Genomic DNA, 15711 nt, shown 5'->3' with positions numbered 1-15711 from the left:
ATGAGCAAAGAAAGTGGCTTTTCCTTAATTGAAATTATGGTGGTTGTAGTCATTCTTGGTATTCTGGCCTCTATTGTGGTGCCTAAAATTATTAGTCGCCCTGACGAAGCCAGAGTTGTTAAGGCAAAACAAGATGTCTTGGCGATTCAGAACGCACTTGACCTTTATAAATTGGATAATGGTATCTATCCAAGCACTGATCAAGGCTTAATTGCTCTGGTTGAGAAACCTACTTCTAATCCTGCACCGCGGGACTGGAAACAATACTTACATTCTTTGCCCAAGGATCCTTGGGGCCGTGATTACCTCTATTTAAATCCCGGTGAACACGGTGAAGTTGATGTCTTTACTCTTGGTGCAGATGGACAACCCGGCGGAACCGGTGTTAATGCCGAAATAGGTAATTGGAATGCACGCTAAAGGCTTTACTCTCATTGAAATCCTGGTGGTGCTGATTATTATCGGCATCACCATTAGTTTTGCATTGTTAGCTTTTGGAGATTTTGGTGCGTCCCGCCGTGTTATTATTACGGCAGAGCAATTCGCCAATTACATTAAACTGCTGCAGCACCGTGCTATTATTGAAATGAAACCATTTGGAGTTAGTGTAAACCAGGATCGATATCAAACCTTCCGTTTTGAACACGACATCTGGAAACCCATGTCTGAAAGATCAATCTTTCACACACAAACTTTTCCAAATAATCTTGTTATGAAATTTCAAAATCCAAAAAATAATCGTCAATCTCCAGATATTATTATCAGTGCTTCCGGCGACATGACCGCGTTTACTTTATATTTTGGGACCACCCAGAAACCTAAACTGGCTACTTTGGTTGGTAATCATAACGGACAGATTGCCCTTGTGTTGCCTCAAGTCTCATGAAAAAGCTCCCATCCCTAAACAATTCAGGGTTTACACTTATTGAAGTGCTCCTGGCTTTAGCCATTATCGCTATTGCGCTAACGGCTCTTCTTAAAGCTACTGCACAAAATGTAGCAAGTACACAACGAATTCAAGAGAAAGCAATCAGTCATTGGGTAGCTATGCAGGGCGTGTCAATGGTACAACTGGGTTTATTAACCCCCTCATCCAGTCAGGAACTCACTGAATCGACCATGATGCTCGGACAGCGCTGGTTTTTTCGTGTCAAAAGTAGTGCGACAGCGATAAAATCTGTCCAGCAAATTACAATAACCGTCAGTAAGAATCAGGCCGGCCCTTTTACAACTCCCCTGATAGCCTTTCGGTATCATCATGAATAAGAAAGCAGGTTTTACATTAATTGAAATTTTAATCGCTTTGGCAGTGTTTGCTATCCTGGCTACAGTTACCTCTTCCGTGATGTATTATGCGTTCAACACCAGAGCAAGGGTAAATCAACAAGCTGATCGGCTTAATAATATCCAACTTGCCTTACTGCTAATAGAAAGAGATACGACACAGGCAATTCCTCGTGCTGTTTTCGGTAATGAAATGCATTTATTTCCTGCTTTTATTGGGCAGCCTCAGTATTTTGAGCTTACAAAACTGGGTTTTGAAAATCCTCATAGTCTTGAAAAAAGAAGTAACCTGCAACGTATTGCTTATATTTGCAACAATAACCAACTTTTACGTCGTATTTGGTCAACGCTTGATTCCACCAATAGAGATAGATATGAAGACAGAATTGTTTTGGACAATCTTGTGACGTGTCGATTTGCCTATTTAAATCATAATTTACAGGTTCTGCCAGAATGGCGTGAAAATGCTGTGCAACAAAATCAAAAAGCCGAACCCTTGCCCAAAGCAATTCAAATTAATCTGACGCTAAAAGATTGGGACAAAATCAGTTTACTCTTTATCATTCCAGAGGCTTTGTATGCTGTGCAATAAACTTAATCAGACTGGAAGTGCTCTTATCTCGGCATTATTTATTATGACGATGGTCGCCATTGCCGCCACAGCGATGAGTACTCGTCTGCAGCTGGATATTTATCGAATCCGTTTAGGTATCCTTAGCGATAAACTCTACCTGGCATCTCAGGCAGTTTCTTTCTGGTCACTTAATCAATTAAGTACAAAAAAAAACTATACCCTCAGTGATAATGCAGGAAAAATTCTAGATTTTCCGCGACAATTACAAGCTATTTATCCAGAGTTCGTTGTAAAAGGCGCCTTGTATGATTTGCAATCGCGTTTTAACGTAAACAATTTGACCGATAAAAAATATGCCTCTACCTTCTTAAAGTTATTAGAGAAAATTCCAACCAAACTCAACCCTGCACAAAGAGGACAACTGGTTTTGGCAATTTACCACTGGATAACCCCTTATCAACCTGGGAGAGGTCAGGATGAATTTCTGCATTATTATTTACATCAAAAACCACCTTATTATCCAGCCCAACAATTATTACAGCATTTATCGGAATTGCGGTTAATAAAAGACGTGACGGCGCAACTTTATTTAACGTTAGCTAATTTTCTTACTGTTTTGCCAGAAGTAACCCCCGTTAATATTAACACGGCGCCTCAGGAAATTTTGGCAAGCCTGGGTAATGGCTTAAATCAATCGCAGGTGAATGAAATCATTGAAGCTCGTGGCGATAAAGGATTTCAGGATACCAAAAATCTGGGCTCTCTCTTACAAAAGCTGAATATTCGAAGTGAGCAAGTAACCATTGAGAGTCAATATTTTCTAAGTGTTGCTTTTGTTACAAGCCAGGAATTAAGTTTGACGGTCTACACCGTCATTAAACGAAGCAAAGATAAAAAAGGAAATATTTCAGTCACTGTAATACGAGAAAGTTTAAATTCGCCTTAAATATAAAACCAAACCGTGACTGGAACTCAAGCAACATCAAGCATTTTTAGCTGTTCCTTCAACGCTCCATAAGCCGTTTCAATATTAATGTAGACTTTATTACTTAAATAATAAGATAAAGAGCCATCATCTGTTGCTCCATTAGCTTGTAAAGCGACATTAAAATGGGAATTTTTCAATCGACTGAAATCTCGCCCCTGGGTCACAAAATAAAAATTACGGTAACTTGACTTAGGAATGTAATTTAAAGCCCTTGCATCTGCGGCCAGTGGATGGTGAGGAAAATATTCTTTAATGGAGTATCCCCGATTATTATGAACAGCAATGACTTTCCCTGCAGGGATTAGACAAATAATTTTTCTTGCCAGCTTTCTTACTTCATGATGAGCTTCGCGGGAGTATGGCCCAAACTGTTTTAGAGTTTTGGTAATTCCTTTATTGGTAAAAATGCGATTGGGATCAAATTCATAACGCACCCCGTGCAAATAAAAAACAATATTACGCTTTCCAGAATGCTTCAACGTTATTAATGTACCGCCATTACGTTTCACATATATTTTCGCAGCCTGCAAAGCAGTAACTTCATTTTCATGCAAATGAACAAGGGTTTTGCCACGGCCTGACTGTTTAATAATGTCAACTCTTGTATTATCACCCAATTTAACAGGAAAAGTCTGTGCATAAATGACATGACATGCCAGAAGTAGAAGAGAAGCAAAATATTTCATAGGAATGTATGAGTTGAAAATAGCGGTATTATACTTGATTGATTACTAACCAATCAACTTGAAGCCGATAATAACCTGAACAAACTAAGGATACCAAGCATTACGACCGATCAGCAAAGAGAGTTGTAGGCAGGATGTAGATAATAATTTATCCTATGCTTTTAGAATCAACCTCAAACCAAGCATCATCAATTGAAATAGAGGAAGCTATGAATAAACAACTATGTATGCACTGTTATATTTCGGGAAAAGTTCAAGGAGTATGGTTTCGAGCTTCAGCACAGGAAGAGGCCAAAAGACTGGGAATCAATGGCTGGGCGCGAAATTTGGCGGATGGCCGGGTCGAAATTTTTGCTTGTGGTAATCAAGAGCAGCTTGAAGAGTTTGATAAATGGTTGAAGAATGGGCCTCCACTTGCTGAAGTTACCAATTATATACGTGAAGATCTTGCCTGGAAGGACTACAGAGGATTCGATACGCTGTGAGAACAATTAATTTTTCTTTTGCATTTGCTGAAAGAGTTGATCACCTACTTGTTTCTCTTGCGGAGAAAGTGCCGGCTCTAAACGAGACAGCTCTTTGGCAGCCTGTTCATTTTTATTCGCAGCAGCAAGTTTTAACCAGGCGTAGGCCTTGCTAAGATCTTTATTCACACCCAATCCTGCCAAATAAAGATAGCCAAGCTTTCCTTGAGCCATGGCATTACCTTGACTGGCCGCCTTACTAAACCAATAAGCTGCTTGCTGATAATCTTTATCAATGCCAGTGCCGCTCAGTAAAAGTTGACCTAACTCGGCTTGTGCCTGAGCATTCCCTTGCTCTGCAGAAGCATGGTACCAGTAAGCAGCCTTTTCAGCATCCTGTTCCACACCTAGCCCTTTTAAATATTGATAAGCCAAATAAGCTTGTGCATTTTTATGGCCTTGATTGGCAGCATTAGAAAACCAATAAGCGGCAGCCCGTGGGTTTTGTGCAATGCCATATTTACCCGTATATAAAAGACCAAGACTATATTGGCCCTTTGCATCCCCTTGTTCGGCAGCCTTTTCATACCAATATAACGCTTTCTCTACATCTTTCGGGGCACCTTGTCCCATCATATATTGATAGCCTAAATTAACCTGGGCACGAGCATAACCTTGTTCAGCTGATTTTTTAAACCATTCAAATGCCTTCGTTTCATTTGCTTCAACACCATCTCCCACAGCATACATTAACCCAATATTACGCTGAGCAATTGGATTACCTTGTTCAGCTGCTTTCATATACCAGTAAAAGGCTTGCTGAAAATTTTGTTTGACACCTTTACCATTGTCATAAAGAAAGCCCAAGCTCAGCTGTGCGAGTGCATTATTTTTTTTTGCTGATTTTTCATACCAGTCTCTGGCTTTTACATCATCCTTAATCACTCCCAAGCCATATTGATACATGCGACCCAGTAAGTACATTGCCTCTTCATTACCCTCATTAGCGGCTTGAACCAAATGGGAATAGGCCGTTGTGTAATCCCCATTTTCATAGGCAGAAAAACCAACAATTACATCAGCGAAAACTGAGTTGGCAAAAAGACAGGCAGCGATAACAAGCTTACTTCGCATGCTGACCCCCAAATTATCCTCTTATTAAAAGCGTAGGATATCCAAGCAACAAAGCCAAATGGAGATAACCTTCTTCGTCTGAATTAATAAGTCCGTACCTAGAGATTCTCTCTCTCAGAACTACAATTAATATAAGTACAAAATTAAGGAAGGAATAATGACAATAGGATTTATTTCACACCAAGATTGCCTACTTCATCAAATGGGAGCGTTTCACCCAGAACAGCCAGCCAGACTTAAGGTCATTGAAGAAGCTGTTTCCAATTCTGATTTACACCATCAATTGCGTTATTATCAAGCGCCCTTGGCTGAGCGTGAGCATTTGCTACGGGTCCATGACAAAGATTATGTGGATTATATTTTTAGAATATCACCCGCAGAAGGCATGGTTTCTCTGGATCCCGACGTCATGATGAATCCCCATTCACTTACTGCCGCGTTAAGAGCTGCAGGGGCTGTGATTTATGGCGTAGAATTAATCATGAATGAAGCGGTAGACGCTGTTTTTTGTAATGTTCGTCCTCCTGGGCACCACGCTGAACATAATAGAGCCATGGGATTTTGCCTGTTTAATAATATTGCTATCGGTGTAGCACATGCGTTAGAGCAATATAACCTTAAGCGTATCGCCATCATTGATTTTGATGTTCATCATGGCAATGGCACGGAAGATATTTTTCAAAAAGAGGAGCGTGTCCTATACTGCTCAACTTTTCAACATCCTTTTTACCCTTACAGCGGCGCAGCGACTTATAGCCAGCACATTCTTAACATTCCACTTCCAGCTGGCGCCACCGGAGAACTCTTTCGTGAGAAAGTTGAAGAATTTTGGTTGCAACAAATTGAGCAGTTTGCACCAGACATGATATTTTTTTCCGCGGGTTTTGATGCCTACTATCAAGATGACATGGCTAATTTAATGCTAAGAACAGAAGATTATCAGTGGATTACCCAAAAAATTAAACAGATCGCCGACAAACATTGCCAGGGACGTATGCTTTCGGCTCTGGAAGGAGGTTATTATTTAAATGATTTAGGTGCCTGCGTGGTGGCACATCTTCGTGGATTACTAATTATTCCCTGATGAAGGGAAAGTCTAATTAAAGATTCTGTGCTACCAAGCCATTAGCAATGGTAGTCACAGGTTATCTATCCAGAACAATGACTGCAGCCCCAGTAAATCTGCCATGTCTCAAATCATCCAATGCCTGGTTGGTTTGGGCCAACGAGTAAGTATGTACCTCCGTTTTAATGGGAATCTTAGGCGCCAATGCAAGAAATTCTTCACCATCCTTTCTTGTCAAATTTGCAATGGAACATAATGTGCGCTCTCCCCAAATAATTTCATAAGGAAAAGCTGGAATATCACTCATATGAATTCCGGCACAAACGACCATACCTCCTTTCTTTACTGCTCTTAACGCCACGGGAACTAATTCACCGACAGGTGCAAAAATAATGACAGCATCAAGCAAACGAGGTGCAGCTTCATCTGAACCACCAGCCCAGGTAGCACCCAGTTTATACGCAAAATTCTGAGCGGCTTTATCTCCAGGACTAGTAAATGCATACACCTTGCGGTGTTGATACTTTGCAACTTGAATGAGAATATGAGCTGCAGCACCAAAACCATAAAAACCTAGATATTTTGCTGTACCCGTTTTTAATAAAGCGCGATACCCTATTAAACCCGCACAAAATAAGGGAGCAGCTTGCTCATCGGGATAACCTTCCGGGATTGGAAAACAGAATCGCGCATTAGCAACACAATATTCTGCAAAACCCCCATCAATCTGATAACCAGTGAATTGAGCATCATCACATAGATTTTCACGAGCGCTTAAACAAAATTCACAGTGCCCGCAACTATTACCAAGCCAGGGTACTCCTACACGCTGACCAACAGTAAATCGTTTTACATGACCGCCTAACTTCTCTACCACACCAACGATTTGATGGCCAGGAATAACAGGAAGTTTAGCATGGTGGAGCTCACCGTCTACAACATGAAGATCGGTGCGACAAATACCGCATGCGTTTACTTTTATTAAAATTTGCTCAGGCTTGGGCTTTGGACGATTTAGCGTTGTTAGCTTTAACTGTGTACCTAACTTCTCCAGCAGCATGACATTCATGACAGTTCCTTGTCATACAAATTTATATATAAAACATCTGACTAAGAGCCAGATGCCTTAGGAGGATAAATATTGATTTAGATGGCCTCAAATACAGCTGCAGCACCCATACCTGTACCTATACACATGGTTACCATCCCATATTTTCCTTTTGTACGACGCAGGCCATGCAATAACGTTGCTGTACGAACTGTTCCTGTTGCACCTAAAGGATGACCTAATGCAATAGCACCACCTAAGGGATTCACCTTATCACGAGGCAGATCGAGTGTGTTAATCACTGCGAGCGCCTGGGCAGCAAATGCCTCATTGAGTTCAATCCAATCCATTTGCTCCAGGGTTAATCCTGCTCGTTTCAGTGCCAGAGGCACAGCATTAATAGGACCGATTCCCATAACCTCCGGAGCAACACCTGCCACAGCATAACCACGTAAACGTCCCATGGGTTGTAAGTCATATCGTTTTAATGCTTCTTCACTGGCCAATAAGGCGATACCAGCGCCATCACTTGTTTGCGAGCTATTACCTGCCGTTACAGTTCCTTTTGCCGCGAATACTGGCTTAAGACGAGAAATTGCTTCATAGGAGGTATCAGCGCGAGGCCCTTCATCATCGCTAATTACTTTCTTTTTACATATTACTTCAGAAGTTGCCAGATCAGCATGGCGCATAGTAATTTCCATCGGCGTGATCTCGTCTTTAAAATCACCCCGCTGTTGTGCAGCGACTGCTCGACGATGGCTTTCTGCGGCGAATTCATCTTGCTGTTCACGCGTGATTTCCCAGCGTTTGGCTACATTTTCTGCGGTAATTCCCATACCATAGGCAATAGCTACATGCTCATCGTTGAAAATGGCTGGGTTTGCCGTGTACTTATTACCTCCCAATGGAACCATTGACATACTTTCCACACCACCTGCCAGGGCGAGAGAAATATCGCCATTACTGATGGAGGCAGCGGCAGTAACGATACTTTGTACGCCAGAAGAACAAAAGCGGTTAATTGTCATCGCAGGCACACATTGAGGCAAATCTGCCAGTAATGAAGCAATACGAGCCACATTCATTCCTTGTTCAGCTTCAGGCATTGCACAACCAATCACTACATCACCAATAGCTTGCCAATCCACGGATTGATTACGCTTTTTCAAAGCGCGCATAGTATGTGCCAGCAAATCATCCGGCAGCGTATGCCTGAAAACCCCTCTGGGTGCTTTTCCAACAGGAGTACGCAATACATCAACTACATATACATTTGTCATTGTTAAGCCTCCTTAATTGCGCAACGGCTTGCCAGTTTCTAATAAATGGCTGATACGAGCTTGTGATAATGAGGTTTCTGCCAGTGTCATAAAGGCTTTTTTCTCGAGATGGAGCAACCATCTTTCATCCACCAGTTCACCCTGATTAACCTCACCACCACACAGCACAGCAGCTAATTCATTCGCTAAAAAATAATCATGCTGAGAAATAAATCCACCCTCAAGCCAATTAACGAGCCCCGCCTGCAAGCGGGCATGACCCTCACGACCAGCCACTTTAAAACGAGTTTTAAGTGGAGGCTGATAATTCATCGCCTGCATTTGTTTAACTTGAGCTAACGCTGCATACAGCACTTCATTAGGGTGCATCACCCAATAGTCTTTGTTACGTAAATAACCTTTTTGACGCGCCTCAGGTGCACTACCCGCCACGAAGGCCGTAGCAATTTGCTGGAAATAAGGTTGTAAAAACAACAATAAATCAGCATCACCTGCCTTACAGGCTGCTCGCATGGCCATTTCTTTACAGCCACCGCCAGCCGGAATTAAACCGACACCCGCTTCAACCAAACCAGGGTAAGATTCAAAAGCCGCAACAACTGCACTGCAATGCATCATTAATTCGCAACCACCGCCTAAGGCGCGACCACGCAATGCTGCAATAGTGGGAATTATCGAATACTTTAAACGCATTGCCACATGCTGAAATTGCGTTATCATGGCTTCCAGAGCATCTAATTTATTGGCTTGAATAAGTGATGCCACCCCTTTTAAGTCCGCGCCTGAGCTAAAATTACTGGCATCGGATTGGTAAATAATTAAGCCTTGATATTCTTTTTCAGCTTTATCTAGCGCTTGCTCCATGCCATCGAGCACGGCCTGACCTATGGTATTGGCTTTACTCTTAAAATTAAGTACAACAACATCCTCTTTAAGAAGCCATAACCGCACACCATCATTTTCAAATAGTGTAGGTGCATAAATACTCTTTTCCTTTAGAACCCTGTCAGGGAAAAACTGACGCTGGTAAACAGGAAGTTCACTGCGGGGAACATAGTCTCCTTGTTGTGGTGAATAAGCACCCTCTTCCTTATAGAATTCATTAATTTTCTTAAGCCAATCGGGTAGTTTAGCCTGACTTAATGCTTCATTGGCTGCTTTCGCTTCTTCAATACTATCTGCCATCGCAGCCAAACCAGCTGCTTGCCAAGTCTCAAATGGGCCTTGCTGCCAGCCAAAGCCCCAGCGAATGGCCAAATCAACATCTCGAACACTGTTAGCAATTTCTTCCAGATGGTAAGCACAGTAGTGAAATAAATCACGATAACAGGCAATGATAAATTGTGCTTGCTTGTCACTGGATGCGATTAAATGTTGCATCCGTTTTGACGCATCAGGTGTTTTCATAATGGCTTTTAATTCTTCGCTGACTTCTCCTTTAGCGGGGCGATATGACTGAGAAGGCGGATCAAATACTTCAATGATTTTACCATTTTTTCTATAAATTCCTTGTCCAGTTTTCTGACCCAAATGGCCCTGCTTTATTAGAGTCATTAACCATTCAGGCAGTTTAAAATGTGCATGCCATGGATCATTAGTTAACTGCTCTTTCATGGTATTGACTACATGAGCCATAGTGTCCAAACCCACGACATCCATCGTTCTGAAGGTCGCGGATTTTGGTCGACCCAATAAGGCTCCAGTAAGTGCATCCACTTCATCCAAGCCAAGATTCATTGCTTCGGCATGATGTAAAGTCGCTAACAGAGAAAAAACCCCAATCCGATTAGCAATGAAATTAGGAGTATCCTTCGCACGAATTACGCCTTTGCCAAGACGGCTGGTCAACCAGGTTTCAAGTTGATCTAATAATTTAGGATCAGTCGAATCAGCTGGAATTAATTCAGCAAGATGCATATAGCGAGGAGGATTAAAAAAATGAACACCGCAAAAACGCTGACGCAGTGCCTCAGGCAATACATTACAAAGGGTGTTAATACTTAAACCTGAAGTATTACTAACCAAGATAGCCTGTTTACTTACATAAGGGGCAATTTTACGGTACAGCTCTTCCTTCCAGTCTAGTCGCTCTGCAATAGCTTCAACAATTAGATCACAATCGTTTAACTCTTTTACATCATCTTGATAATTTCGAGCTTGCAGTAAGGCTGCTGTCTGATTTGTGGCCAATGGTGAAGGTTTCAACTTGCTTAAATTAGTAATTGCTTTATCCACTAAAGCATTACTATTTCCCTCTTTGGTTGCCAAATCAAATAATAATGTTTCAATTCCTGCATTCACACAGTGGGCTGCAATTTGAGCACCCATAACGCCGGCACCGAGAACCGCGACTTTCTTAATGAAAAAAGGTTCTTGCATGATCCTGTCCTCTATTAATGTGAGCACTTGTAACAAGTGCAGTAGTTTCTAATCCTAAACCTTAAAATTAATGCTAAAAGGTATTCAACCGAGTCCGTATTAGCACACCTACGGACCTTGGTATCCTAAATAAGTTTCATCATTCAAAGCGAACCTCCGTCATTCAAAGCGAACCTCCGTCATTCTGAGCGAAGCCCCGTCATTCTGAGCGAACCTCCGTCATTCTGAGCGAAGCGAAGAATCTCTTCGCTTAAACGTCGAAGTTATCTCCAGGAGATCTTTCGCTTCGCTCAAGATGACGATAAAGGTCAAGATGACGATAAAGGTCAAAATGACGATAAAGGTCAAAATGACGACAAAGGTCAAAATGACAAATAAAGGAGCGTCACCAACATTTACCATCCTTCTCTAAGGTTCAACTGCTAAATATTAAAGCGAATACCTTGTGCCAAAGGCAATGCATCTCCCCAGTTAATTGTATTGGTTTGGCGACGCATGTAAGCTTTCCAGGCATCAGAACCTGACTCCCTACCTCCACCAGTATCTTTTTCACCACCAAAGGCGCCACCAATTTCAGCCCCCGAGGTACCAATATTAATATTGGCAATGCCACAATCACTACCCAAAGCACTAAGAAAAACTTCAGCATGTTTTAAATTCTGAGTAAACATTGCTGACGATAGCCCCTGAGGAACACCATTTTGTAATGCAATTGCTTCCTCGATGGTCCTGTAAGGCATTACATAAAGAATAGGTGCAAACGTTTCTTCCTGAACAATATCCCACTGATTTTCAACGTCAGTAACTAATGTAGGTTGCACGAAAGAACCTGGTCTATTGAGTGCTTCTCCACCAAAAATAATTTGTCCGCCTGAAGCGGTAATACGAGCAATTGCTTGCTTGAACTGTTTTACCGCCTGCTCATCAATCAAAGGCCCCATTAAATTTTTACTATCCAATGGATCACCAATGGTAATTTGCTCATAAGCATGCTGTAGGCGTTTAACGACTTCACTAAACATCGATTGATGCACAAATAAACGACGAGTGGAAGTACAGCGTTGCCCGGCAGTACCAACGGCTCCAAAGACAATGGCAGGAATTGCCAGATTTAAGTCGGCTGACTCATCAAGAATAATGGCATTATTACCGCCTAATTCCAAAATAGTTTTACCGAGGCGTTTGGCCACATTGGCTGCAACCTGTCTGCCAACAGCAGTTGAACCCGTAAATGAGACTAAAGGTATGCGTGTATCATTGACCATAGCCTCTGCCACATCATGAGACTCTGGAATAATTAATCCAAAAATTTCAGGGCAATTATTTTTCTGCAGCACTTTATTGCAAATGTGATGGACAGCAATGGCACAAAGAGGGGTTTTTGCAGAAGGTTTCCACAGTGTCACGTTACCACAAATTGCCGCTATAAAGGCATTCCAAGACCAGACTGCAACAGGGAAGTTAAATGCTGAAATTACACCCACAATACCATAAGGATGCCATTGCTCATACATTCGATGTTGTGGACGCTCTGAATGCATGGTTTTACCGTATAACATTCTGGATTGACCCACTGCAAAGTCAGCGATATCAATCATTTCCTGTACTTCTCCATCCCCTTCTTGTTTTGATTTACCCATTTCCAGCGAAACGAGACTACCTAGTGCATCTTTATGCTCCCGCAAGGCCTGCCCTATTTGCCGTATAATTTCCCCTCGTTGGGGAGCAGGCACTTCACGCCATGCCAAGGCAGCTTTTTGGGCACGCACCATGACTTGTTCATAATCCTGCATAGAACAAGTCGCCACTTCAGCAAGCGCACTACCCGTCGCTGGATTAAACGAGGGTAAGCGGCTTGAGCCAATTTCGCTTTGCCATCCCTGGCCGCTAAAAGCACCAGGGTTAACTTCATCAATATTCAGACGTTTCAATAAATCCATTGATTCCTCCTAAGCGTAATGCTGACCAAAGCGGTTAGCCAATACATCGGTTAATCGGAAATTTTCCTGGAGCACCAAGCCACGGTATTCATTGGCCTGGCCTAAGACTAAATCAACCACAGCGCAGACACCGGATGCAGTACTAACTTGAATGGCTGACCACTCCAAGCCATGAATTTCCTGAGGATAAACTTTTTTTACATAACTTTTTTCAGTGAGCTCACCTTGCTTTATACCTTCGACCGTAACATAAACGATAACGATATCTTGATAAGTTTTGGGGATAGCCCTTTCTAAAATACGCTTTAGTGTTCCTCGATCTTCATTAAGCTTCAGATCATTCATCAATAAACGCATTTTTTCGCAATGGCCAGGATAACGCATTGTTTTGTAATTCAAGCTTTGTATTTTATCCTCATAAAGCTCAGCCAAACTTCCCAAACCACCTGACGTGTTGAAGGCTTCATATTCACAACCATCAATCTGAATGGACTCAAGACCTTCTAAAGGTTTTAGGACAATAGGCTTACCTGCTTCGATTCCATAACAAGGATTACCATATTCGTTGATAACCCCATCCGTAGACCATGTTAAAGAATAGTGTAGCGCATTGCTGGCGCGTTGGGGTAAAGCACCAACACGCAATTTTGCATGATGACACTGTTCAAATTCTTTCATCAAACTATTTGCTGCAATACTGATAAATCCAGGGGCTAAGCCACATTGAGGAACAAATGCTGTATTGGCTCCTTCAGCTATAGCTTTCACTGCCTCAGTGACAGAAGTATCTTCGGTAAGGTCGAAATAATGTGCTTTCGCAGCTTTCGCAGCTTTTGCTACATAAGTATTCAGGAAATAAGGAAGGCTTGAAATAACTGCGATAATGTTATTTTTTTCCAGGTAACTTTGCATTGCCTCTTGATCTTTAACATCCAGAGCAACTGTTTTTATTTCCGGCATCGCCTGCAATAAACGATTAACATCTGTACCGGAAAATTCCAAATCGGCTAAATGAATTTGATAATCACCGCTATCTGCTAACAAACAAGTGATTAAACTTCCTATTTTTCCAGCGCCGGTAATCATAACGTTGTACATATTACATCCTTCTCCTTTGTAAAACGAGTCGTCATCGTACACTAAAAAAATGGTACTTGGATATAGGCAATATGCTGTTGATTTAATGGGATGAATTACTTGTAGAAATCTTGACCTTTACCCATTAGTGTTCTATCGTCGCTTCGTTTAGGTTAGAGCGCATGAAATTTATGAATCAAATTGCTTCAGTTCAAAAACTGTCGTTAATTTCGGCAAAAACAATTAATTATGCCTATCTTTTGCGCGCCTTTTTATTTGGTTTAATGCTTCCCCTGGGATTTGCACCCTTCCATATCCCTGGAGCAGCTATTTTAAGTATCGCTTTTTTTTATGCACAACTTATCAATCCTCAAACGCCTCACCCTCTTCTAAATGGGCTTTTCTATGGTTTGGGTTATTTTGGTCTGGGTATTTCCTGGATTTATATCAGCATTCATGAATACGGCCACCTTAACAGTCTGATATCAGCACTGATTACCCTATTTTTTCTACTTTATCTGTCCCTGTTTCCCGCGCTTATGGTGGGTGCTTTTAAGAAATTAGCCAATCCACATTTGCCTGTTTATTCTTGCTTTTTATTTAGTGCATTGTGGATTTTATTTGAATATTTCCGCGCCACACTCTTCAGTGGGTTTCCATGGCTTCTGTTAGGTTTTGGCCAATTTGATGCCCCAAGCAAATTTCTTCTTCCTGTTTTGGGCGTATTGGGTGTCGGATTTTTAACCTGTCTTGCTGCGTCTTTACTTGTCGTAAGTATGCAATTTAAGGGAGTCAAGCGGTATCTTCTACAAGGCATTTTTGTAGGATTGCTTCTCTTCCCTTATCTGTTTAAATTTATAAACTGGTCTTCACCAATCTCCCCCCCTCTTTCAGTTAGCGTTATTCAAGCCAATTTGTCCATGCGCGACAAATGGGATGAGAATTTATTTTGGCAATTGCTGCAACGATACCAAACTGAAACTGAGACATTGTTAGGCACACCATTAATTGTTATGCCAGAATCAGCCATTCCACTCCCGCCAAGCTATGTGGAAGATTTTCTTGAAAGCCTGCATCAGAAAACCAGGGATGCTGGAAGCGCCATTTTGTTAGGTATCCCTAAACCCACCATGGTGGATGAGCATTCTTATTACAATGCTTTAATCAGTTTAGGTAGAGCAAAAGGTTCTTATCTCAAGCAACACCTTGTACCCTTTGGTGAGTATATTCCTTCAGCACTACAAACTATCAGTGAATGGTTAGCTATACCTGATGCCAATCTGGTGCCGGGTAAGAAAAATCAACCCCTGGTAAAAGTGCAGAAACATCCCATTGCCACTTTAATTTGCTACGAACTTGCCTACGGCGATTTACTTCGTCAACAGTTACCTAAAGCAGAATGGATTGTTTCTATAAGTGATGATGGCTGGTTTGGGCATTCATTAGCCATGTACCAGCAATTACAAATGGCTCAAGTACGCTCGCTTGAAACAGGACGTTATCAGGTCGTGGCCAATAATGATGGACTATCCTCAATCATTGATAATCAAGGGGAATTAATTGCTTCTTTACCTGCCTTTAGCGCGGGTACTCTTAAAGCTACTTTAACACCGATGAGTGGAACTACCTTTTGGGTTGCCTTTGGCGATAAGCCCACGCTTCTTTTTTGCTTAATAATTGTCCTATCTTTTGGGCTTTATGGTATATTTAAACCTAAACTAAAACATTAACTATTGCTGCAGAGCACAAGAGGCGCTATCCTTACCAGCCCTACTGTAAGATTAATTA

General features: G+C 41.7%; 15 protein-coding genes. 8 read left to right on the top strand and 7 right to left on the bottom strand.

Annotated elements, in window-relative coordinates; genetic code table 11:
• Genes lspG through gspK form a run of 5 tightly spaced genes read left to right on the top strand, consistent with a single transcriptional unit; the run spans position 1 to position 2804 of the window.
• Positions 1-420 carry a GspG family T2SS major pseudopilin variant LspG gene (gene lspG, locus clem_RS06030; RefSeq protein ID WP_094090809.1) on the top strand — a complete coding sequence of 140 codons (420 nt, stop codon included), beginning with the start codon at positions 1-3 and terminating at the stop codon, positions 418-420.
• Positions 410-886, top strand: a complete 477-nt coding sequence (gspH, locus tag clem_RS06025; protein ID WP_094090808.1) for a type II secretion system minor pseudopilin GspH — start codon at positions 410-412, stop codon at positions 884-886. Before lspG ends, gspH begins: the two co-directional genes overlap by 11 nt.
• The gene (gene lspI, locus clem_RS06020) at positions 883-1266 is read left to right on the top strand and encodes a GspI family T2SS minor pseudopilin variant LspI (protein WP_094090807.1); all 384 of its coding nucleotides are present in this window, start codon (positions 883-885) and stop codon (positions 1264-1266) included. Before gspH ends, lspI begins: the two co-directional genes overlap by 4 nt.
• A complete protein-coding gene (gene lspJ / locus clem_RS06015) occupies positions 1259-1876 on the top strand; it encodes a GspJ family T2SS minor pseudopilin variant LspJ (protein ID WP_094090806.1) in 618 nt (205 codons plus the stop codon). The genes lspI and lspJ overlap by 8 nt, the downstream gene beginning before the upstream one ends.
• Entirely contained in the window at positions 1863-2804 is a 942-nt protein-coding gene (gene gspK / locus clem_RS06010) for a type II secretion system minor pseudopilin GspK (protein ID WP_094090805.1), read from the top strand. The genes lspJ and gspK overlap by 14 nt, the downstream gene beginning before the upstream one ends.
• A 26-nt stretch (positions 2805-2830) precedes the next feature.
• Here the strand turns inward: gspK and clem_RS06005 are convergent, their stop codons facing one another.
• Complete coding sequence (locus tag clem_RS06005) at positions 2831-3532, bottom strand: Cof-type HAD-IIB family hydrolase (RefSeq protein WP_094090804.1); 702 nt, start codon at positions 3530-3532, stop codon at positions 2831-2833.
• Between the two features lie 209 nt (positions 3533-3741).
• On the opposite strand from clem_RS06005, the gene clem_RS06000 reads away from it, so the two are divergent.
• Entirely contained in the window at positions 3742-4017 is a 276-nt protein-coding gene (locus clem_RS06000) for an acylphosphatase (protein ID WP_094092284.1), read from the top strand.
• A gap of 6 nt (positions 4018-4023) precedes the next feature.
• Here clem_RS06000 and clem_RS05995 read toward each other — a convergent pair whose 3' ends face one another.
• Complete coding sequence (locus clem_RS05995; protein ID WP_094090803.1) at positions 4024-5130, bottom strand: tetratricopeptide repeat protein; 1107 nt, start codon at positions 5128-5130, stop codon at positions 4024-4026.
• Positions 5131-5287: 157 nt separating this feature from the next.
• Between clem_RS05995 and clem_RS05990 the strand changes: the two genes are divergently transcribed.
• The gene (locus clem_RS05990; protein WP_094090802.1) at positions 5288-6214 is read left to right on the top strand and encodes a histone deacetylase family protein; all 927 of its coding nucleotides are present in this window, start codon (positions 5288-5290) and stop codon (positions 6212-6214) included.
• Positions 6215-6275: 61 nt separating this feature from the next.
• Here clem_RS05990 and clem_RS05985 read toward each other — a convergent pair whose 3' ends face one another.
• The 5 genes from clem_RS05985 to clem_RS05965 form a co-directional block, all read right to left on the bottom strand.
• Entirely contained in the window at positions 6276-7265 is a 990-nt protein-coding gene (locus clem_RS05985) for a zinc-dependent alcohol dehydrogenase family protein (RefSeq protein ID WP_094090801.1), read from the bottom strand.
• 77 nt (positions 7266-7342) lie between these two features.
• Positions 7343-8527 carry an acetyl-CoA C-acyltransferase gene (locus clem_RS05980; RefSeq protein ID WP_094090800.1) on the bottom strand — a complete coding sequence of 395 codons (1185 nt, stop codon included), beginning with the start codon at positions 8525-8527 and terminating at the stop codon, positions 7343-7345.
• A gap of 12 nt (positions 8528-8539) precedes the next feature.
• Positions 8540-10906 (bottom strand): 3-hydroxyacyl-CoA dehydrogenase/enoyl-CoA hydratase family protein, encoded by a 2367-nt coding sequence (locus clem_RS05975; RefSeq protein ID WP_094090799.1) that lies wholly within the window; start codon positions 10904-10906, stop codon positions 8540-8542.
• A gap of 422 nt (positions 10907-11328) precedes the next feature.
• A complete protein-coding gene (amaB, locus tag clem_RS05970; protein WP_094090798.1) occupies positions 11329-12846 on the bottom strand; it encodes an L-piperidine-6-carboxylate dehydrogenase in 1518 nt (505 codons plus the stop codon).
• Positions 12847-12855: 9 nt separating this feature from the next.
• Positions 12856-13944 carry a saccharopine dehydrogenase family protein gene (locus tag clem_RS05965; protein WP_094090797.1) on the bottom strand — a complete coding sequence of 363 codons (1089 nt, stop codon included), beginning with the start codon at positions 13942-13944 and terminating at the stop codon, positions 12856-12858.
• Between the two features lie 161 nt (positions 13945-14105).
• Here clem_RS05965 and lnt point away from each other — a divergent pair, with 161 nt between their 5' ends.
• On the top strand, positions 14106-15653 hold the full coding sequence (lnt, locus tag clem_RS05960; protein ID WP_232505574.1) for an apolipoprotein N-acyltransferase: 1548 nt from the start codon (positions 14106-14108) through the stop codon (positions 15651-15653).
• Positions 15654-15711: the final 58 nt, after the last annotated feature.

Origin of the sequence: Legionella clemsonensis (genome assembly GCF_002240035.1) — a bacterium.
Taxonomy (GTDB): domain Bacteria; phylum Pseudomonadota; class Gammaproteobacteria; order Legionellales; family Legionellaceae; genus Tatlockia; species Tatlockia clemsonensis.
Note: the sequence above shows the minus strand (reverse complement) of the source record. Positions and strands in the feature narration are given on the sequence as shown.

Coding starts and splice junctions, on each gene's coding strand:
- clem_RS06000 (WP_094092284.1), top strand. CDS start 3,742: ATGAATAAACAACTATGTATGCACTGTTATATTTCGGGAAAAGTTCAA.
- clem_RS05980 (WP_094090800.1), bottom strand. CDS start 8,527: ATGACAAATGTATATGTAGTTGATGTATTGCGTACTCCTGTTGGAAAA.
- clem_RS05975 (WP_094090799.1), bottom strand. CDS start 10,906: ATGCAAGAACCTTTTTTCATTAAGAAAGTCGCGGTTCTCGGTGCCGGC.
- lnt (WP_232505574.1), top strand. CDS start 14,106: ATGAAATTTATGAATCAAATTGCTTCAGTTCAAAAACTGTCGTTAATT.
- clem_RS05965 (WP_094090797.1), bottom strand. CDS start 13,944: ATGTACAACGTTATGATTACCGGCGCTGGAAAAATAGGAAGTTTAATC.
- lspI (WP_094090807.1), top strand. CDS start 883: ATGAAAAAGCTCCCATCCCTAAACAATTCAGGGTTTACACTTATTGAA.
- lspG (WP_094090809.1), top strand. CDS start 1: ATGAGCAAAGAAAGTGGCTTTTCCTTAATTGAAATTATGGTGGTTGTA.
- gspH (WP_094090808.1), top strand. CDS start 410: ATGCACGCTAAAGGCTTTACTCTCATTGAAATCCTGGTGGTGCTGATT.
- gspK (WP_094090805.1), top strand. CDS start 1,863: ATGCTGTGCAATAAACTTAATCAGACTGGAAGTGCTCTTATCTCGGCA.
- lspJ (WP_094090806.1), top strand. CDS start 1,259: ATGAATAAGAAAGCAGGTTTTACATTAATTGAAATTTTAATCGCTTTG.
- clem_RS05985 (WP_094090801.1), bottom strand. CDS start 7,265: ATGAATGTCATGCTGCTGGAGAAGTTAGGTACACAGTTAAAGCTAACA.
- clem_RS05990 (WP_094090802.1), top strand. CDS start 5,288: ATGACAATAGGATTTATTTCACACCAAGATTGCCTACTTCATCAAATG.
- clem_RS06005 (WP_094090804.1), bottom strand. CDS start 3,532: ATGAAATATTTTGCTTCTCTTCTACTTCTGGCATGTCATGTCATTTAT.
- amaB (WP_094090798.1), bottom strand. CDS start 12,846: ATGGATTTATTGAAACGTCTGAATATTGATGAAGTTAACCCTGGTGCT.
- clem_RS05995 (WP_094090803.1), bottom strand. CDS start 5,130: ATGCGAAGTAAGCTTGTTATCGCTGCCTGTCTTTTTGCCAACTCAGTT.